Origin of the sequence: Streptococcus mitis (genome assembly GCF_003942965.1) — a bacterium.
GTDB lineage: Bacteria > Bacillota > Bacilli > Lactobacillales > Streptococcaceae > Streptococcus > Streptococcus mitis_BH.
On sequence record NZ_RJOG01000001.1, the window covers coordinates 13,370 to 32,193 of the forward strand.

20 protein-coding genes are annotated in these 18,824 nt (G+C 40.2%); 4 read left to right on the forward strand and 16 right to left on the reverse strand.

Features of this window, described 5'->3' with window-relative positions; genetic code table 11:
- Positions 1–17: 17 nt before the first annotated feature.
- The 4 genes from D8837_RS00040 to ruvB form a co-directional block, all read right to left on the reverse strand.
- On the reverse strand, positions 18–821 hold the full coding sequence (locus D8837_RS00040) for a phosphatidate cytidylyltransferase (protein WP_125455812.1): 804 nt from the start codon (positions 819–821) through the stop codon (positions 18–20).
- 8 nt (positions 822–829) lie between these two features.
- Positions 830–1,588, reverse strand: coding sequence for an isoprenyl transferase (locus tag D8837_RS00045; RefSeq protein ID WP_000466719.1), 759 nt, complete (start codon positions 1,586–1,588; stop codon positions 830–832).
- Between the two features lie 344 nt (positions 1,589–1,932).
- On the reverse strand, positions 1,933–2,505 hold the full coding sequence (locus tag D8837_RS00055; protein ID WP_125455813.1) for a nucleotidyltransferase family protein: 573 nt from the start codon (positions 2,503–2,505) through the stop codon (positions 1,933–1,935).
- Positions 2,486–3,484, reverse strand: a complete 999-nt coding sequence (gene ruvB, locus D8837_RS00060) for a Holliday junction branch migration DNA helicase RuvB (protein WP_125455814.1) — start codon at positions 3,482–3,484, stop codon at positions 2,486–2,488. The genes D8837_RS00055 and ruvB overlap by 20 nt, the downstream gene beginning before the upstream one ends.
- A 132-nt stretch (positions 3,485–3,616) precedes the next feature.
- Here ruvB and D8837_RS00065 point away from each other — a divergent pair, with 132 nt between their 5' ends.
- On the forward strand, positions 3,617–3,709 hold the full coding sequence (locus D8837_RS00065) for a type I toxin-antitoxin system Fst family toxin (RefSeq protein WP_070482418.1): 93 nt from the start codon (positions 3,617–3,619) through the stop codon (positions 3,707–3,709).
- An 817-nt stretch (positions 3,710–4,526) separates the two neighbouring features.
- On the opposite strand, the gene D8837_RS00070 is transcribed toward D8837_RS00065, so the two are convergent.
- From D8837_RS00070 to leuS, 4 genes are all read right to left on the reverse strand, one after another.
- Positions 4,527–4,943, reverse strand: a complete 417-nt coding sequence (locus D8837_RS00070; RefSeq protein ID WP_125455815.1) for a GNAT family N-acetyltransferase — start codon at positions 4,941–4,943, stop codon at positions 4,527–4,529.
- An 11-nt stretch (positions 4,944–4,954) separates the two neighbouring features.
- Complete coding sequence (locus D8837_RS00075; RefSeq protein WP_061589612.1) at positions 4,955–5,650, reverse strand: GNAT family N-acetyltransferase; 696 nt, start codon at positions 5,648–5,650, stop codon at positions 4,955–4,957.
- Positions 5,651–5,876: 226 nt separating this feature from the next.
- Entirely contained in the window at positions 5,877–6,938 is a 1,062-nt protein-coding gene (locus D8837_RS00080) for a GTP pyrophosphokinase (protein ID WP_001260285.1), read from the reverse strand.
- Positions 6,939–6,998: 60 nt separating this feature from the next.
- A complete protein-coding gene (gene leuS, locus D8837_RS00085; RefSeq protein ID WP_125455816.1) occupies positions 6,999–9,500 on the reverse strand; it encodes a leucine--tRNA ligase in 2,502 nt (833 codons plus the stop codon).
- A 318-nt stretch (positions 9,501–9,818) separates the two neighbouring features.
- Between leuS and D8837_RS00090 the strand changes: the two genes are divergently transcribed.
- From D8837_RS00090 to D8837_RS00100, 3 genes are read left to right on the forward strand one after another with little or no spacing between them, the layout of a single operon-like run.
- The gene (locus D8837_RS00090; protein ID WP_125455817.1) at positions 9,819–10,859 is read left to right on the forward strand and encodes an ABC transporter substrate-binding protein; all 1,041 of its coding nucleotides are present in this window, start codon (positions 9,819–9,821) and stop codon (positions 10,857–10,859) included.
- A gap of 12 nt (positions 10,860–10,871) precedes the next feature.
- Positions 10,872–11,963, forward strand: a complete 1,092-nt coding sequence (locus D8837_RS00095; RefSeq protein WP_125455818.1) for an ABC transporter ATP-binding protein — start codon at positions 10,872–10,874, stop codon at positions 11,961–11,963.
- Entirely contained in the window at positions 11,953–13,611 is a 1,659-nt protein-coding gene (locus tag D8837_RS00100; protein ID WP_125455819.1) for an ABC transporter permease, read from the forward strand. The genes D8837_RS00095 and D8837_RS00100 overlap by 11 nt, the downstream gene beginning before the upstream one ends.
- Before the next feature lie 99 nt (positions 13,612–13,710).
- Here D8837_RS00100 and D8837_RS00105 read toward each other — a convergent pair whose 3' ends face one another.
- The 8 genes from D8837_RS00105 to rpmJ form a co-directional block, all read right to left on the reverse strand.
- Entirely contained in the window at positions 13,711–14,403 is a 693-nt protein-coding gene (locus tag D8837_RS00105; protein ID WP_125455820.1) for a histidine phosphatase family protein, read from the reverse strand.
- 244 nt (positions 14,404–14,647) lie between these two features.
- A complete protein-coding gene (locus D8837_RS00110; protein WP_042751743.1) occupies positions 14,648–15,985 on the reverse strand; it encodes a PFL family protein in 1,338 nt (445 codons plus the stop codon).
- A 9-nt stretch (positions 15,986–15,994) separates the two neighbouring features.
- Positions 15,995–16,261, reverse strand: coding sequence for an ACT domain-containing protein (locus tag D8837_RS00115; RefSeq protein WP_042751744.1), 267 nt, complete (start codon positions 16,259–16,261; stop codon positions 15,995–15,997).
- Between the two features lie 264 nt (positions 16,262–16,525).
- Complete coding sequence (gene rplQ, locus D8837_RS00120) at positions 16,526–16,912, reverse strand: 50S ribosomal protein L17 (protein ID WP_000331493.1); 387 nt, start codon at positions 16,910–16,912, stop codon at positions 16,526–16,528.
- Between the two features lie 11 nt (positions 16,913–16,923).
- Positions 16,924–17,859 carry a DNA-directed RNA polymerase subunit alpha gene (locus D8837_RS00125; protein WP_000568988.1) on the reverse strand — a complete coding sequence of 312 codons (936 nt, stop codon included), beginning with the start codon at positions 17,857–17,859 and terminating at the stop codon, positions 16,924–16,926.
- A 42-nt stretch (positions 17,860–17,901) separates the two neighbouring features.
- Positions 17,902–18,285, reverse strand: a complete 384-nt coding sequence (rpsK, locus tag D8837_RS00130; RefSeq protein ID WP_001118385.1) for a 30S ribosomal protein S11 — start codon at positions 18,283–18,285, stop codon at positions 17,902–17,904.
- A 17-nt stretch (positions 18,286–18,302) separates the two neighbouring features.
- Positions 18,303–18,668, reverse strand: coding sequence for a 30S ribosomal protein S13 (rpsM, locus tag D8837_RS00135; RefSeq protein ID WP_000090781.1), 366 nt, complete (start codon positions 18,666–18,668; stop codon positions 18,303–18,305).
- A gap of 17 nt (positions 18,669–18,685) precedes the next feature.
- Positions 18,686–18,802 carry a 50S ribosomal protein L36 gene (rpmJ, locus tag D8837_RS00140; protein WP_001808836.1) on the reverse strand — a complete coding sequence of 39 codons (117 nt, stop codon included), beginning with the start codon at positions 18,800–18,802 and terminating at the stop codon, positions 18,686–18,688.
- Between the last annotated feature and the right edge of the window lie 22 nt (positions 18,803–18,824).

Below are 18,824 nucleotides of genomic sequence, written 5' to 3' on the forward strand. Positions count from 1 at the left end.
TTTCCTCCGTCTTTTGATTAAAAGAGTCCAAACAAGTGCATAATTGGAAATACAAGCAACATACTATCGAAACGATCCAAAACACCACCATGTCCAGGGATAAATTTCCCAGAATCCTTGACACCAAAATGACGTTTGATCGAACTTTCTAGTAAATCACCAAATTGTCCAGCAATGCTAAAGAAAATAGCAAAGACCGACATCTTGTAAATTCCATACGGAAGAGCAACTGTTCTGTCAAACATCATAAAGATGATGGTTACTAAAATAGCGCCTAAAATACCACCCAAGGCACCCTCAAAGGTTTTATTTGGAGAAACCGTTGGAGCCAGTTTCCGTTTCCCAAAGTTCATCCCAGCAAGATAGGCACCACTGTCGGTAGCCCAGACGATACACAAGGCTAATAGTGCCTTATCTAAACCTGCAATTCTAGCATCTAATAGAGCATTAAAACCAAAGCCCACATAGAAACTCATAGCAAGAGGGAAAACAGCATCCTCAATCGTATAAGACTTGCTAAAAACAGTCGTTCCTAACATAATTGAAATCAAAACACTATAAGCAACAACATTCCCATCAACTGGTAAAAAAGTCAGATAATTCTCCAAGGGAATGGTCAAAGCAAAGGTTGCAAAGAGGGTCAAGAGACCCTCCATCGTCATGGTCTCTAGACCTCTCATCTTCAAAAGTTCATGCATGGCTAGCATGGCTATGATTCCAATTGCTATCTGAAGCAAGAGGCCACCAATCATTAAAATTGGTAGGAAAATAGCCAGGGCAATCCCTGCAAACAAGGTTCTTTTCTGTAAATCCTGTGTCATATTACCTCCTAAACTCCTCCAAATCTGCGGTGACGACGATTGTAGGCAAGAATAGCTTCCTGCAAGGCTGCCTCGTCAAAATCAGGCCATAAGGTATCTGTAAAATAGAGCTCACTATAAGCTCCCTGCCATGGAAGGAAATTGCTCAAACGCAATTCTCCACTAGTACGGATAATCAAGTCTGGGTCTCGTAAGTCCTTAGGCAAATGCTGGGTAAAGAGATAGTTGCCAATCAATTCCTCTGTGATGTCACCTGGGTTGATTTTGGCATCTAACACATCCTGAGAAATCAACTTAAGAGCCTGTGTAATCTCAGCACGTCCACCATAGTTGAGGGCAAAATTAAGAATCAAACCTGTGTTGTTCTTAGTCAATTCCTCAGCCTTGGTCAGAGCTTCAAAGGTTTGCTTAGGCAGGCGGTCTGTCTCCCCAATCATTTGAATCTTAACATTATTCGCATGCAGTTCTGGAACATAATTATCATAAAACTCTACTGGCAAGTTCATGATAAACTTGACTTCCTGATCTGGACGGGTCCAGTTTTCCGTAGAAAAAGCATAGACCGTAATAACCTTAACGCCTAGTTTGTTAGCGGCCTTGGTCACAGTTTGCAATGCTTCCATGCCCGCCTTATGTCCGAAGACTCGCGGTTGCATACGTTTTTTAGCCCAACGGCCATTGCCATCCATGATGATGCCGATATGAGCAGGAACCTGTGTCGGAACCTCTACTTCCACAGCCTTATCTTTCTTAAAAAATCCAAACATGATCTTATTCCTATTCAAAAATCTATCGTTTCATTATACCATATTTCCCTATTTTCTTCTATCACTAAGCTATTTATACTCTTCGAAAATCTCTTCAAACCACGTCAGCTCTATCTGCAACCTCAAAACAGTGTTTTGAGCAACCTGCGGCTAGCTTCCTAGTTTGCACTTTGATTTTCATTGAATATTATTCTCAGGCACCAAGCCCATTTTTCAAAAAAATAAGCCGCCTGATTGGGCGACTCTATTTTTATAGGGAGATTATTATGAAAAAGTTTTAGGAGTTTAAGTTAAGGTCTTCTTAACTTATGAACTTAGTATACACTTCCTAGCTTAAAGTTTCCTTAAGTATTTTTAAAAATCAAATTTTTCCATTTCTCCTGCCAATTTTTCTTGGATAAACGTGTTTGATAGAGTTCCATTCGGTCTTCATTCTCTAAAAAATGAGGAGTTGGACGAACTTGAAAATTCACAATATCCTCGAGTCCATAAGGGGTAAAAAATTCTAAAGCAGAGTCTTCATTCAAACGGAGCCCAACCGCCGTACACCGTTCTGGATACTTACTCATAGCATCACGAGAGCTAGTATAGGGCGCAGTATGAGGACTGTGCTGGTGCATATAGACCTGATTTTTCAATTCCCACTGGTACTGAGGAAAATCCGCTCTCAACTTGTTCTCTATAGCCAGCGTTTCTTCATAACTCACATCTGTATCAAAGAAAATGACATCAACATCTGTTTCACAGTCAAAAGGTGGTCTGTCTGACAAGAGATTCCAGATGAAATTTCTGACAGAACCTGCTGCCAACCACGAGTCTTTCAGACCAAGATTTCGGATGATAGTCAGAATAGCCATCATATCCGGATTTTCTCTAAATGCATCTAGAATTTCTTGCTCATTTTTCATTGTATTCATACCCTAAATGTTCGTAAGCCTTAGCGGTCGCAACTCGTCCTGAACGAGTTCGCATGATAAAGCCTTTCTGGATCAGGTAAGGTTCGTACATATCCTCAACCGTCTCACGCTCTTCAGCGATATTCACAGAAAGAGTTCCTAGACCGACAGGACCGCCGCCATATATCTCAATCATGGTGCGAAGGATTTTCTGGTCCACATAGTCCAAGCCTTCATGGTCAACATCCAGCATAGTCAGAGCCTTATCGGTAATAACATCATCGATAACCCCATTTCCCATAATCTGGGCAAAATCCCGTACACGCTTGAGGAGACGATTGGCAATACGAGGGGTCCCACGACTACGTAGGGCCAACTCAGATGCTGCCTCATGGGTGATTTCCATCTCAAAAATATCTGCCGTCCGCTCGACAATTTCTGTCAAGTCAGCATGAGCATAATACTCCATATGTCCCGTAATCCCAAAACGTGCCCGTAGAGGATTTGACAGCATACCAGCCCGAGTCGTCGCACCAATCAAGGTAAAAGGTGGCAACTCCAAATGAACGCTGCGACTGCCTTCACCAGCACCAATCATGATATCAATGTAGAAGTCCTCCATGGCACTATAAAGCACCTCTTCCACAGACATGGGCAAGCGATGAATCTCATCAATAAAAAGGACATCCCCAGGCTCTAAGTCATTCAAAATCGCTACCAGATCTCCGGCTTTTTCAATGACTGGACCCGAAGTCTGCTTGATATTGACACCTAGTTCGTTGGCAATAACAAAAGCCATGGTCGTTTTTCCCAAGCCTGGAGGCCCGAATAAGAGCACATGATCCAGCGCTTCATCCCGCATTTTGGCAGCCTCGATAAAGATTTGGAGCTGGTCCTTGACCTTGTCCTGCCCAATATATTCACGTAAGTACTGAGGACGGAGCGTGCGTTCTACTAACTCCTCATCCCCCATTATCTCATTATCTAAAATTCTACTCATGGCTCTATTATATCAAAAAACAAAGCCACAAACAAAAAAGCCACTGGATTGGTGCCTCCCGAGTTTAACACTTATGTGGAATAATATTCTACGGCACTACTACACCACCTACGAAAGGAGGTGAGATAGCCCATGATGGAATTAGTACTCAAAACTATCATCGAACCAATTGTGGTCGGTGTCGTTCTTCGATTAGTCGATAAATGGCTAAACGAGGACAAATAGTGTCAAAAAAGACCCCAAGCTTATTTGGTCGTGAGCTTGGAGTCTTTTCTAGCCTATGATATAGAACTAATCCTTAATTCCTCTCCATTATCCTACAGTTCACAAATTTTGTCAAATGTTTATATTCTCGACTTTTCAAGCTTTAACCACTGTACAACAAAACGGTCAAGATTAAGAGAAAGTTAGGGATTCTATCAATTTCATAAAAATTTTGATTTCGTAAACGAAGAGACAAGCTTACATGTCACTCCTCATTTAATACGCCACTACTGGACAAGTAAAATCGTCATTACAATAGTTCCATTCCTTCAATTAACAGTCACCTACAATCAAATTAAGGTTGAATTCACTTAAATAGCAACAGACCTATTTCTTAGTCATATTCGCTAAAAAGATTCCCGCCAATTCCCCGACCAAAATCAGAAAAATATCGAAAAATGATTTTTAGAATAGTCCCCAAAAGTCTGAAATAGAGCCAAAAAACTCCACCTGATTGGGTGGAGTCAAGGGAGATTATTATGAAAAAGAAAAGTTTAGGATTTTATTAAATAAAGTTAGGAGGTCTTTATTTAATAACTATATGATACAAGACGAAACTTAAAACTAGCTTAACTTTTCTCAAATTCTACCATTTTTAAAAAAATTTCTATCAGCATCACCTCACCCTACAAAAAAGCCACCTGATTGGGTGACTTCATTAGGAGATTATGATGAAAAAAGTTTTAGGATTTCATTAAATAAAGTTAGGAGGTCTTTATTTAATGACTATATAATACTAGACCAGCCTTAAACTTTGCTTAAGAAAAAACAAGTTTTGTTATTTTTTACGATTCACCCAAGTCATTCCTATACAATTATAAGTGGATAAGATTTCAAAGCCCATAGAACGATAGAATTCCAAGGTTCTTTCTGTCTGGTCTGTCACCAGCTGGACTTGATAAGCATCTTTGTAATCCTCTAAAGCCTCTTTCATCAAAGCACTACCAATCCCTTGACGCTGATAGATTGGTAAAACAATTAAATCCTGAACCAATACTGATGATAATCCATCTCCAACCAAGCGAATCAAGCCCACCACAGCATCGCCATCAAGCGCCACATAAATCACTAATGAATGAGATAAGGCCTGCTCCAGCATCTCTGGTTGATGGGTATAATTTGTCCAACCGACAGCCTGATAGAGATGCAAAACATCCTCTAGCTTGACAATTTCTTGCTTTTTAATAGTAATCATCTCAACACCTATTAAAGCTCTCTCAAGCTCTTGTACTGCTGTCCATTTTTATCAAAATTTTCAGGACGCAACCATGTTTCCAAACGAGATTTGACTTTGGGCCAGCCCTTATCAATCATGGACAACCAATCCGTATCCCTCGTACGCCCCTTATAAACCACTGCCTGACGGAAGGTTCCTTCATAAATAAATCCCAAACGCTCCGCAGCTCGTCTGGATGGCAAATTAAGAGAATCACATTTCCACTCATAGCGACGATAGTGGAGTTCTTCAAAAACATAGCGAGCGAGGAGATACTGGGCTTCAGTTCCTATCCGTGTTCCCCTGAGCTCTGGAGAAAAAGTGACCGCCCCCACTTCTATCACTCGGTTATTCTGATCAATGCGCATGAGAGAAAAAGTTCCCAAAGCCTTACCAGTTGCCTTGTCTATGATTGCATAGTAAAAACGGTCCTTACGAGCCAACATCTGATTTAAAAGGCTGACCAGTTCCTCCATGTCTGCTACTGGCTCCTGAAAGAGGTAAGTCCACATCTCCCGAGGCGTATCAGGGCCATAAACAGCTAATAAATCCTCCGCATGCTTTTCCACCGAAAGAGCTTCTATTCGAGCATAACGCCCTTCTAAGAAATCAATAGAAGGCAATTCACCTGGTGTATAACCTTCCATTGACTCCCCAATCATCTGACCATATTCATTTACTGGCATCATATTCTCCTTGTTTCACTTTTCAAACTTTATAGTTGCCCATAGTATATCATACTTTCATAAGAAGATTCAAAAAATCCTCCAGATTCTACTCTGAAGGATTTATTTCTTATCTAACAACGATATTGACGAGTTTAGTTACCTTCACTTTAGAAAGAGCAACACTACGAATTATTCAACTTAGTCAAATAGGAAACCCCTCTTTTCATATTTAAAAAATTACTTTTTAACCTTCATAAACATCAATTGGGTACGATATACCAAATACATCTGAAAATTCATCATCAGAAACTTTCATAAATTCTTCATCAGAAATATTAATATTATTAACTGATTCTAACACATTAGTGATATGCAATAATGGAGTCAATGCCGATATACTCATACAAGGTTCAATATCCTCCTCAATTCTCAATACCTTTAGAAAGATATCCTTATATTTTTCAAATAATTCAGCTATATCTCCTATAGTCCTCAAATCCAATTTTTTCGCCCTCTGAATCATAGTAGATAGAAAAGAACTATCAATATTAAAATCTATATCCATATCTGATGATTTAATCGTATTCAATAGTTCAATGTAATTTTGATCTTCTTTTACATAAGTCATAAGCGTGCTGCTATCTATCGGTAATTCTTTTTTCGAAGTAGGTAATTTCTTCTTTATCTCCTGCTCATAGTTATTAATATTATTTTTCAACTGAACAAAATCATCATCAGCCAATTCAATTAGTCCCGCCAATCTGGCAAATTGTCTCCTGTATTGATCAGGTATATCTTCCTTACTTTTATATCCCAAATCATGTTCAATTTCAGCCCAGGCATGTTGCATAACTGTCCTAATTTGTATCTCTAATTTTATATTCTTAAATCTACCATATAAAGTAGGTGAAGTGTTCTCTTCTTTTAAACCCACCACATAATGAAGTGAAACATAACCAAATTTTGTTGGATCCTCACTTTTACGTTTATCAATAGTATTCTCTACATCAACCTCGAATTCTTGACTGATTAACTCAGCTATTTTATCAACATCATCACTAAAGTACGTGATGATACGAATACCGCATAAATCGGTAATCTCAGCTAAATTAGAATAATTTTTCCTTTTTACTTTGCCTTCAAGAGACTCTACAGTTTTTACTCTCCCAATTATTTCATGAACGTTAATAGATTGACTTTTAATAATATTCTTTACAGTATTCTCTACATAATTTAAGCAATCTTCATAACTCCCCCGTGAAGCAGAATATTCTTCAACAATCTCCTTATGACTTTGAGTCCTCATTAATACCTCCCAAAAAGTGAACAAAAACTGTCTCTCTTTTTAATTAACTGTAATTTACAATTATTTCACAACGATATTAACGAGTTTATTTGGTACCGCAATCACTTTCACGATGTCCTTACCGTCAATTTCTGCTTTGACTTTTTCATCCGCTAGAGCAATTTCTTGCAATTCTTCGCGTGATAGGTCTTTAGCGACCATGAGTTTGGCACGGACTTTACCTTTGATTTGGACGACAATTTCGATTTCGTCTTCAACCAATTTGCTTTCGTCCCAAGTTGGCCAAGCCACATAAGAGATTGACTCACCTGTTGCTGCAACTGTTTGCCAGAGCTCTTCTGCCAAGTGAGGCGCAAATGGTGCAATCAATTGGATAAAGCCTTTGGCGTAGTCTGCATAAAGCTTGTCTTCCTTGTTAGCTGCATTGACAAAGACCATAAGTTGGGCAATGGCTGTGTTGAATTTGAGGGATTCGATTTGTTCTGTGACAGCTTTAACAGTTTCGTTGTAAACTTTGTCAAGAGCGCCATTGTTTTCCGCAGCTATTTCTTTACTTGTAATCAAGCGGTAAACACGGTCAAGGAACTTACGGCTTCCTTCCAGACCTTCTTCTGACCAAGCAATCGAAGCATCAAGTGGTCCCATAAACATTTCATAAACACGAAGGGTATCGGCACCGTATTGTTCCACCACATCGTCAGGGTTAACCACGTTCTTGAGCGATTTAGACATCTTAGCTGGCGCTTGCTCTAACTCTTCACCTGTTTCTACATGGAAGAAGGAACCGTCACGTTTTTCAACCTTGTCAGTCGCCACAAGAGCCCCACGGTGGTCACGGTAGCTGGTTCCCAAAATCATCCCTTGGTTAAAGAGTTTTTGGAATGGTTCCTTAGTTGGAACAACACCGAGGTCATAGAGGAATTTGTGCCAGAAACGAGCATAAAGCAAGTGAAGAACGGCATGCTCTGCACCACCCACGTAGATATCTACTGGCAACCATTGTTTGAGGAGCTCCTCATCGGCCAATTTCTCAGTATTGTGCGGGTCAATATAGCGGAGGTAGTACCAGCTTGAACCTGCCCATTGTGGCATGGTATTGGTTTCACGACGACCTTTAACACCATCTTCACGAGTCACTTCAAGCCAATCTGTCAAGTTAGCTAGTGGACTTTCCCCTGTACCTGAAGGGCGGATGTCCTTGGTTACTGGCAAGACAAGTGGCAATTCATTTTCAGGAACAGCTGTTGAAGTTCCGTCTTCCCAATGAATGATAGGAATTGGCTCACCCCAGTAACGTTGACGGCTAAAGAGCCAGTCGCGGAGACGGTAGGTCACCTTCTCTTGACCACAGCCTTTTTCTTCCAACCAAGCCACAATCTTAGCAATTGCGTCTTCTTTGTTGAGTCCATCTAGGAAGTCTGAATTGACATGAAGGCCATCTTCTGTGTAGGCAGCTTCTGCTACATTTCCACCTTCAAGTACTTCTACGATTGGAAGGTCAAATTGTTTGGCAAATTCCCAGTCACGTTGATCGTGGGCAGGCACAGCCATAACGGCACCTGTTCCGTAACTAGCAAGAACATAGTCGGCAATCCAGATTGGAATTTCCTTGCCATTGACAGGGTTGATGGCATAAGCACCAGTCCAAACTCCTGTTTTTTCCTTGGCAAGGTCTGTACGAGCTAAGTCTGATTTCAGACTAGCTTGGTGTTTATAGTCTGCTACAGCCTCTGCTTGCTCCGGACTTGTGATAGCGTCAACCAAATCATGCTCAGGAGCCAAGACAGTGAAAGTAGCACCGAAAAGGGTGTCAGGACGAGTGGTAAAGACAGTAAATTCCTTATCAGTTCCCTTAACCTTGAAGGTTACATTGGCACCAGTTGATTTACCAATCCAGTTGCGTTGCATGTCCTTGATAGACTCTGGCCAATCCAACTCATCCAAGTCATTAAGCAAGCGTTCTGCATAGGCTGTAATTTTAAGCATCCATTGACGCATTGGTTTGCGGACAACAGGATAGCCACCACGCTCAGAAGTTCCATCAGGAAGAACCTCTTCGTTGGCGATGGCAGTTCCCAATTCTTCAACCCAGTTTACTGGTACTTCCGCTTCATAGGCCAAGCCCTTTTCGTAAAGCTTAGTGAAAATCCACTGAGTCCACTTGTAGTAGTTTGGATCTGTTGTGTTAACTTCACGGTCCCAGTCATAAGAAAATCCAAGCGCATTGATTTGACGTTTGAAGTTGGCAATGTTTTCCGCTGTAAATTCTGCTGGGTCATTACCAGTATCCATAGCATATTGCTCTGCAGGCAAACCAAAAGCATCCCAACCCATTGGGTGAAGGACATTGTAGCCTTGCGCACGTTTGTAACGGCTGAGGATATCGGTTGCGGTGTAACCTTCTGGGTGTCCTACGTGCAGACCTGCTCCAGACGGATAAGGGAACATATCGAGAGCATAAAACTTCGGTTTTGATGCATCGCTTCCTGTCTTAAAGGTATGATGTTCTGCCCAGTAGCCCTGCCACTTAGGCTCAATTTCTTTATGATTGTAAAAACTCATGGTCTCTCTCCAATTTTGTGATGTTACTATTATACCATTTTTGAGGGAATTTGAAAGACGAGAAATGTTCTTTTGGGCTTGGATGCCAAGAAAGACTGAATCGCAAATCCAGCTTATGTAGCAGTATAAAAAATTAGCCCTCATTTGGAGCTAACTTCTATCAATTATTTGTTTCTTGTATTTTCTTCCCCTAGCGTCTTTAACTCATATTTCTCGTTTTAGATTTCTTTAAGGTTTTTATTATATCCTGTAGAACTCTACATTTTAAAAACATTAACAATCTAGGTAGAGAAAACGTTCGTAAAAAAGGAGATTCTTATGAAAAAACTACTATTCTTTCTCTCTTGTGGATGGATATTTCTTACTTTATCAGGATGTTCTTCAGCTATAGAAGCGGAGACTAACACTGAAAAAGGTTCGGATAACACTTTGGTTGTCTACTCACCTAACCCTGAAGACCTTATCGAAGAAACAATCCCAGCCTTCGAAGAAAAATATGGTGTTAAGGTTGACTTAGTACAAGCCAGTACTGGTGAATTGTTCAAAAAAGCTGAGGCTGAAAAAGAATCCCCTGTAGCCGATGTCATTTTCGGAGGCTCCTACGCCCTCTTCTCTTCTAACGAAAATCTTTTTGAACCTTATATTTCTCAAGAGAACGACCAGATAATCCCTGAATATCAAAATAAAACCGGATTCTACACGCCTTATACACTTGATGTCAGTGTCATCATTGCCAATTCAGCTCTTACAAAAGATATTAAAATTGAAGGCTACAATGATCTACTCAATCCTAAATTAAAAGGAAAAATTGCTACTGCTGATCCAAGTAATGCTTCTAGCGCTTTTGCTCAATTAACAAACATGCTTGTAGACCAAGGTGGATACGAAAATGAACAAGCTTGGACCTATGTGAAAAATCTATTTACCCTAGTAGATGGAAAAATTGCATCTAGCTCTTCGAATGTTTACAAAGCTGTCGCCGATGGGGAAATGGCTGTTGGACTCACCTATGAAGACCCTGCCTTAAAACTCTTAAATGATGGGGTTGATGTAAAAGTTATTTATCCAAAAGAAGGAACCGTCTTTTTACCTGGTAACGCAGCTATCATCAAAAATGCCAAACACATGAAAAATGCTAAGAAATTTATCGATTTCCTCCTTTCTCAAGAAATCCAAGATAAGCTAGGAACTGAAACTACAATTAGACCTATTCGTAAAAATGCTAAAACCAATAAAAATATGAAGGCTATGACAGAAATCAATATTGCCACTGAAGATTCCGATTATGTCATTAAAAACAAATCCACTATTCTTAAAAAGTACAATGATATTTTTACAGATATCCAATCTAAACAGTAAAAGAGGTTCACTATGAGTGAGATCAAAATTATTAACGCCAAAAAAATCTACCACGATGTTCCTGTTATTGATAATTTGAATATTACAGTTCCCAAAGGAAGTCTCTTTACCATCCTTGGTCCTTCAGGGTGTGGGAAAACGACCCTTCTTCGTATGATTGCAGGTTTCAACAGTATCGAAGGCGGAGAATTTTACTTCGATGATACAAAAATCAATAATATGGAACCCAGCAAACGCAATATTGGCATGGTTTTTCAAAACTACGCTATTTTCCCACATTTGACTGTCCGAGATAATGTCGCTTTTGGTCTCAAGCAAAAGAAAGTCCCTAAAGAAGAATTAATCCAACAAACCAATAAATATCTTGAACTCATGCAAATTGCTCAATATGCGGATCGAAAACCTGATAAACTCAGTGGTGGACAACAACAACGTGTCGCCTTGGCACGTGCCTTAGCTGTTAATCCAAGTGTTCTCCTCATGGACGAGCCGCTTAGTAATCTGGATGCCAAACTTCGCTTGGATATGCGTCAAGCCATTCGAGAAATCCAACACGAAGTGGGAATTACAACTGTTTATGTAACCCACGACCAAGAAGAAGCCATGGCTATTTCAGACCAAATTGCTGTTATGAAAGATGGGGTGATTCAACAAATCGGTCGACCAAAAGAACTCTATCATAAACCAGCTAATGAGTTTGTAGCAACCTTTATCGGACGCACAAATATTATCCCTGCCACTCTTGAAAAGCGGAGCGACGGCGCTTATATCGTCTTTTCAGATGGCTATGCTCTTCGAATGCCAGCTCTTGATCAGGCTGAGGAACAAGCTATTCATGTAAGCATTCGTCCTGAAGAGTTTATCAAAGATGAATCGGGAGATATTGAAGGAACTATTAGCGATAGCGTCTATCTTGGACTGAATACTGAGTATTTCATTGAGACAGGGTTTGCCTCAAAAATTCAAGTTAGCGAAGAATCAACTTTTGAAGAAGATCTACAAAAAGGCGATCGTATTCGTCTACGAATCAATACTCAAAAATTAAACGTCTTTTCTGCAGATGGTTCCCAAAACCTGATAAAAGGAGTCAACCATGGAACGTAAAAAACTAAATATTTGGACAGCCTCCTCTTTCTTCATCTTTCTTACCTATCTTGTCTTTCTCGTTTATCCTATCGTTACCGTGCTCAAGCAAGCACTTATACATGAAGGACAATTTTCACTAGCTAATTTTGTCACTTTCTTTAGCAAAGCCTACTACTCTGAGACACTCGTCAACAGTTTCAAGGTTTCTATTACCGCTACTGTCACTTCCTTAGTCGTAGGAACCTTATTAGCTTATCTCTTTTCCATGTATGATTTCAAGGGAAAGAAATTTCTACAAATATTGATTATCATTGCTTCCATGTCAGCTCCTTTCGTGGGAGCCTACTCCTGGATTCTCTTGCTGGGACGAAATGGGGTCATTACTAAATTCCTGACAAATACCCTTCATCTTCCAGCTATCGATATTTATGGATTCAAAGGAATTGTACTTGTCTTTACACTGCAACTATTCCCACTGGTATTTCTATACGTTGCTGGGACAATGAAAAGTATTGACAATTCTCTACTTGAAGCTGCTGAAAGCATGGGTTCCTTTGGATTTAAGCGTATCGTAACGGTTATTTTACCTCTCCTAGTTCCAACCTTACTAGCAGCTGCCCTGCTTGTATTTATGAGAGCATTCTCAGACTTTGGAACCCCTATGTTGATTGGTGAAGGATATCGGACTTTCCCTGTTCTGATTTATACCCAATTTATTAGCGAGGTTGGAGGAAATTCAGCTTTTGCATCTGCTTTAGCAATTATGGCGATTATCATTGCCTTGGCAATTTTCCTTATCCAAAAATACATTTCAAATCGCTACAGTTTCAGCATGAATTCGCTCCATCCAATTGAGCCTAAAAAAACTACAAAAGGAAAAATGGCTGCCATTTATGCAACAGTCTACGGAATTATCTTGTTCTCTGTTCTACCTCAAGTCTACTTGATTTATACTTCTTTCCTAAAAACATCAGGTATGGTATTTGTCAAAGGCTATTCTCTAAACAGTTACAAGGTAGCTTTCAATCGTATGGGATCTGCTATTTTCAATACCATTCGTATCCCTTTGATTGCCTTAGTTCTAGTTGTCCTATTCGCAACATTTATCTCCTACCTAGCCGTTAGAAAACGTAATTTGTTTACAAACTTAATTGACAGCCTCAGTATGGTCCCTTATATTGTACCAGGAACCGTTCTAGGGATTGCCTTCATTTCTTCCTTCAATACTGGCCTATTTGGAAGTGGATTTCTTATGATTACAGGGACAGCTTTCATCTTGATCATGTCCCTATCTGTCAGAAGATTGCCTTATACTATTCGCTCATCTGTTGCTAGCTTGCAACAAATAGCACCAAGTATTGAAGAAGCCGCTGAGAGCTTAGGAAGTAGTCGTCTCAATACCTTTGCCAAGATTACAACTCCAATGATGCTATCTGGTATTATTTCTGGAGCTATCCTATCTTGGGTTACAATGATTTCAGAGCTCTCTACCTCTATCCTCCTCTACAATGTCAAAACAAGAACAATGACTGTAGCTATTTATACAGAGGTTCTTAGAGGAAATTACGGTGTTGCGGCAGCCTTGTCAACTATCCTGACTATTCTAACAGTGAGTTCATTACTCTTATTTATGAAAATCTCTAAAAGCAACAGCATTACACTTTAGTTTTCCCCATCAAAAACAGCCGAAAGAATTCTCGGCTGTTTTTTCTTATCTTGATATTCTTATCAAATTCCTAACTCATGGCAAGCAAGTCTAGACTGATTAAATAGAGGCTTCTTCCATCTTCTCCCGTCCTAGTTCTCGGTAACTACGGTCGCCGACAACTTCAACGCTAAACTGGCCGTCCTCATATTCAAGAATCGTTACGCTACCATTATCGAGACCATGCGGATGCATGCCATTAATCAGATACACAATGGTTCCAATGGTCATTCCGTGACCCACGACAAGAGCATTACCGCCGCCTTGTTCTTCCATTTCTTTAGCAATTGCTTCAAAGCCTTCTTTGATACGGCCACTAAGTTTTTCCCAGCCTTCAGCCCAGCCAGCTGTATCGACCTCTACCAAGCCCTCAGCCAGTTCAGCATAAGATAATTGGTGAACGTGGTCCACATTAAAGATACGAGGAATAATGCCCATGAAAAGATCGCCATCGTAAGCTCCATCAAAACTACCGAAACACCATTCTCTGATACGCTTGTCCATGCGATAAGGGATTTTCCCCTGCAAGCCAAGTTCATCAAGGATGATTCCCATTGTCTGAATGGTGCGACCAGAATCACTGGAATAAGCGCGCTCAAACTGTAGACCAGATTCTCGCAAACCGATTCCTAATTCTTGAATCCCTCGCTCACCTTCAGCTGTTAAGGGAGTATCGCTCCAACCTTGAGCGCGACCAATCGTGTTAAACATGGTCTTGCCATGACGTACCAAATACAATCGTACTTTTACCATTTTCCGTCCTCCGTTTGCTTCTATTATATCATGGATGATAAAACAAAAGCCACCCAGACAGGTGACTTTTGCAGGAGATTATTATGAAAAAGTTTAGGAGTTCTATTAAATAAAGATATTAGATGAAAATCAAATTCAAACTAAATCAGTGTTATCTGTTTCAAATAATATTAGGAGGTCTTTATTTAATGATTATAGTATACACATCCAACCTTAAATAGAACTTAAAATTTCTCCTATTTTCTTAATTTTTAAAACTATGAATTGGTGCTGGGATTTGTCCTCCACGAGAGATGAAATCGACAGACGAAGCCCCATTGACCTTCATAACAGGTGCAGTACCTAATAGGCCACCAAACTCAATCATGTCGCCTTCTTTTCCTTTTGGAATAATACGAACAGCTGTTGTTTTCATGTTAATGACACCAATTGCAGCTTCATCTGCAATCATAGCCGCAATGGTTTCAGCAGGTGTATCCTCTGGAATGGCAATCATATCCAAACCAACGGAACAGATAGCCGTCATAGCTTCTAGTTTTTCTAAATTAAGAGAGCCATTTTGCACTGCAGCAATCATTCCTTCATCCTCTGAAACAGGGATAAAGGCACCAGACAAACCACCGACTTGGTTGCAGGCCATAACTCCGCCCTTCTTAACTTGGTCATTCAAGAGAGCCAAGGCAGCCGTCGTCCCATGCGTACCAACTGTTTCTAGCCCCATTTCTTCAAGGACACGTGCAACAGAATCTCCAACCGCAGGAGTTGGCGCCAAACTCAAGTCCACAATACCAAACTCCACACCTAGTCTCTCACTGGCCATTTGACCAACCAATTGACCGATACGAGTGATTTTAAAGGCAGTTTTCTTAACTGTTTCGGCTACTACATCAAAGCTCTGTCCACGAACTTTTTCCAAGGCACGTTTTACCACACCAGGACCAGAAACTCCGACATTGATGATAACATCTGCCTCCCCAACACCATGGAAGGCACCCGCCATAAATGGATTGTCCTCAACAGCATTAGCGAATACAACCAACTTGGCCGCTCCCATATCTGAAAGATTTGCCGTTTCCTTGATAATTCGTCCCATATCTGCCACAGCCGTCATATTAATACCAGACTTGGTTGAGCCGATATTGACTGACGAGCAGACCTTGTCCGTTTCAGCCAAAGCTCGAGGAATAGAATTGATGAGAATCTCATCTCCCTTTTGATACCCTTTTTGTACCAAGGCAGAGAAACCACCAATAAAGTCCACACCAATCTCTTTCGCAGCCTTATCAAGCGCTTTTGCCAAAACTACATAGTCTGTTGCATCTGTCGCTGCCCCAATCAGAGAAATAGGAGTCACCGATACACGCTTATTAACGATAGGAATTCCCAACTCAGCTGCAATTTCATCGCCAACAGCCACTAAATTAGTTGCCTTGGTCGTAATCTTTTGATAAATTTTCTCCGCAGCACGATTGATATCTGGATCAATACAGTCCAAAAGGGAAATGCCCATGGTAATAGTCCTGATATCGAAGTTTTGTTCCTCAATCATAGCAATGGTTTCAGTAACTTGTCTAATATCCATGTGCGCCTCCTAGATATTATACATAGCTTCGAAAATGGCTGCACTCTGAATATTAATTTTTACATTCAAAGTTTCCCCAAAAGCTTCAAATTCATTACGAAGACATGTAAAATCTTGCTTTTCATCACTAGAGACGACAGCCATCATTGTGAAGTATTCATCCAAGACAGTTTGAGAGATATCATCAATATTCAAACCTAATTCTGCAATTTTACCAGAAACACCTGCAACAATTCCAGATTTATCTTTACCAATAACAGTTATAATCGCTTTCATAAGCAAACTCCAATTCTTCTTTTAATAGGAAACCTGAACATTAAACAGGATTCTTTTCAAATAGTATAGCATAATTCTAACTAAAATACTCAAAAACGCCTGCTTACGAAGTTGTTCTTAAGCAAAAAACAATTTCGTAAACAAGCGTCTACTATCCCAACTTATGATGAGTGTTCCCGCTAGGACCGAAATCCTAGCGGTAGACCAGAGCTAGACTAAGAGCACAAGACTCCATCATCATAACACTCAACAAAATTGATGATTTTATACTAATTCGATGATCGCCATTGGCGCTGCATCACCACGACGTGGTTCAGTTTTAAGGATACGAGTGTATCCACCGTTACGTTCAGCATAACGAGGTGCGATTTCTGAGAACAATTTTTGAAGTGCTGTAGTAGAAGTGTACTTATCAGTTGCTTCATCATAGTTTTCAGATGCGATTTCATTACGTACGAAAGCAGCTGCTTGACGACGTGCATGCAAATCACCACGTTTACCTAGAGTAATCATTTTTTCAACAGTTTTACGGATTTCTTTAGCACGAGCTTCAGTTGTCACGATTGATTCGTTGATCAAAAGGTCAGTTGTCAAATCGCGAAGCATTGCTTTACGTTGTGAGCTAGTGCGTCCTAGTTTACGGTAAGCCATGTATTCCTCCTTTATTTATCTTTTAATCCAAGACCCAAATCAATGAGTTTGAGTTTCACTTCTTCCAAACTCTTGCGTCCAAGATTTCGTACTTTCATCATCTCTGCTTCAGATTTTTCTGTCAAATCATGCACAGTATTGATACCGGCACGTTTCAAACAGTTGTATGAACGCACAGACAAGTCCAGTTCCTCAATCGTACGATCCAAAATACGGTCGTCAGATTCAGTATCAGCTTCTTTCATCACTTCAGTTGACTTAGCAATCTCAGTAAGATTTGTAAACAAATCAAGATGTTCTGTCAAAATACGTGCTGAAAGCCCTAAAGCATCTTCTGGAATAATTGTTCCATTTGTCAAGATTTCAAGGGTTAATTTGTCAAATCCATCATTGCTACCTACACGAGCAGGTTCCACTTGATAGTTGACTTTTGTAACTGGTGTATAAATAGAATCTACAGCAAGTGTTCCAACTGGTGCATTATCTTTTTTATTTTCATCAGCAGGTACATATCCACGACCACTGTTAACAGTCATAGTCGCTTTTAGAGAAGAACCTTCACCAATTGTAAAGAGATAATGATCTGGATTTACAATTTCAATATCGCTATCTGTCAAAATGTCACCAGCTGTTACTTCAGCAGGACCTTCAACATCCAGTTCGATGATTTTTTCGTCTTCAACGTACGATTTCACTGCAATTCCTTTAATGTTCAGAATGATTTGCATCACGTCTTCACGAACACCTGGAACTGTGTCAAATTCATGTAACACACCATCAATATTGATAGATGTCACAGCTGCTCCTGGTAGAGAAGCTAGAAGTACACGACGAAGAGAGTTACCAAGAGTTGTACCGTAGCCACGTTCAAGTGGTTCGATTACAAACTTGCCATAATCTTTATTTTCATCAATTTTTGTTATATTTGGTTTTTCAAACTCGATCATTTAGTTACTCCCTCTTAAACGAAAAGCAGTGTAATGCGATGATTATACACGGCGACGTTTTGGAGGACGAGCACCATTGTGTGGCACTGGAGTCACATCACGAATTGCTGTTACTTCAAGACCAGCGGCAGCAAGCGCACGAATAGCTGACTCACGACCAGAACCTGGACCTTTTACAGTAACTTCAACTGATTTAAGACCGTGTTCTTGTGCAGATTTAGCAGCAGCTTCAGAAGCCATTTGAGCAGCGAATGGTGTAGATTTACGAGAACCTTTGAAACCAAGAGCACCAGCTGATGACCAAGCAATTGCATTACCATGCACATCAGTAATCATAACAATAGTGTTATTAAATGTAGCGTGAATATGAGCAATACCAGATTCGATATTCTTTTTCACACGACGTTTACGTGTTGGTTTAGCCAAGACTTTTACCTCCTATATTATTTTTTCTTACCAGCAATCGCAACAGCTTTACCTTTACGAGTGCGAGCGTTGTTTTTAGTATTTTGTCCACGGACAGGAAGTCCACGACGGTGACGGATACCACGGTATGAACCGATTTCCATCAAACGTTTGATGTTCAAGTTTACTTCACGACGAAGGTCACCTTCAACTTTGATTGCATCCACTTCACGACGGATAGCATCTTCTTGATCTGATGTAAGATCACGTACACGAACATCTTCTGAGATTCCAGCAGCAGCCAAAATTTTCTTAGATGTTGCAAGTCCGATACCATAAACATAAGTCAATGAGATTACTACGCGTTTGTCATTTGGAATGTCAACTCCAGCAATACGAGCCATGTTTTCTCCTTTCTATCTTATCCTTGACGTTGTTTGTGTTTTGGATTTGCTGGGCAAATTACCATAACACGACCATTACGACGAATAACTTTACAGTATTCGCAAATTGGTTTGACCGATGGTCTTACTTTCATTTCTTATCCCTCCAAGTTTTTC

Excerpts from the sequence above, each read along its gene's own strand:
- rpmJ (WP_001808836.1), bottom strand. The coding sequence starts at position 18,802 with ATGAAAGTAAGACCATCGGTCAAACCAATTTGCGAATACTGTAAAGTT.
- D8837_RS00105 (WP_125455820.1), bottom strand. The coding sequence starts at position 14,403 with ATGGTAAAAGTACGATTGTATTTGGTACGTCATGGCAAGACCATGTTT.
- D8837_RS00075 (WP_061589612.1), bottom strand. The coding sequence starts at position 5,650 with ATGCCAGTAAATGAATATGGTCAGATGATTGGGGAGTCAATGGAAGGT.
- D8837_RS00080 (WP_001260285.1), bottom strand. The coding sequence starts at position 6,938 with ATGAGGACTCAAAGTCATAAGGAGATTGTTGAAGAATATTCTGCTTCA.
- ruvB (WP_125455814.1), bottom strand. The coding sequence starts at position 3,484 with ATGAGTAGAATTTTAGATAATGAGATAATGGGGGATGAGGAGTTAGTA.
- D8837_RS00045 (WP_000466719.1), bottom strand. The coding sequence starts at position 1,588 with ATGTTTGGATTTTTTAAGAAAGATAAGGCTGTGGAAGTAGAGGTTCCG.
- D8837_RS00040 (WP_125455812.1), bottom strand. The coding sequence starts at position 821 with ATGACACAGGATTTACAGAAAAGAACCTTGTTTGCAGGGATTGCCCTG.
- rpsM (WP_000090781.1), bottom strand. The coding sequence starts at position 18,668 with ATGGCTCGTATTGCTGGAGTTGACATTCCAAATGACAAACGCGTAGTA.
- D8837_RS00100 (WP_125455819.1), top strand. The coding sequence starts at position 11,953 with ATGGAACGTAAAAAACTAAATATTTGGACAGCCTCCTCTTTCTTCATC.
- D8837_RS00125 (WP_000568988.1), bottom strand. The coding sequence starts at position 17,859 with ATGATCGAGTTTGAAAAACCAAATATAACAAAAATTGATGAAAATAAA.
- D8837_RS00115 (WP_042751744.1), bottom strand. The coding sequence starts at position 16,261 with ATGAAAGCGATTATAACTGTTATTGGTAAAGATAAATCTGGAATTGTT.
- D8837_RS00065 (WP_070482418.1), top strand. The coding sequence starts at position 3,617 with ATGATGGAATTAGTACTCAAAACTATCATCGAACCAATTGTGGTCGGT.
- leuS (WP_125455816.1), bottom strand. The coding sequence starts at position 9,500 with ATGAGTTTTTACAATCATAAAGAAATTGAGCCTAAGTGGCAGGGCTAC.
- D8837_RS00055 (WP_125455813.1), bottom strand. The coding sequence starts at position 2,505 with ATGAATACAATGAAAAATGAGCAAGAAATTCTAGATGCATTTAGAGAA.
- rplQ (WP_000331493.1), bottom strand. The coding sequence starts at position 16,912 with ATGGCTTACCGTAAACTAGGACGCACTAGCTCACAACGTAAAGCAATG.
- D8837_RS00110 (WP_042751743.1), bottom strand. The coding sequence starts at position 15,985 with ATGGATATTAGACAAGTTACTGAAACCATTGCTATGATTGAGGAACAA.
- D8837_RS00095 (WP_125455818.1), top strand. The coding sequence starts at position 10,872 with ATGAGTGAGATCAAAATTATTAACGCCAAAAAAATCTACCACGATGTT.
- D8837_RS00090 (WP_125455817.1), top strand. The coding sequence starts at position 9,819 with ATGAAAAAACTACTATTCTTTCTCTCTTGTGGATGGATATTTCTTACT.
- D8837_RS00070 (WP_125455815.1), bottom strand. The coding sequence starts at position 4,943 with ATGATTACTATTAAAAAGCAAGAAATTGTCAAGCTAGAGGATGTTTTG.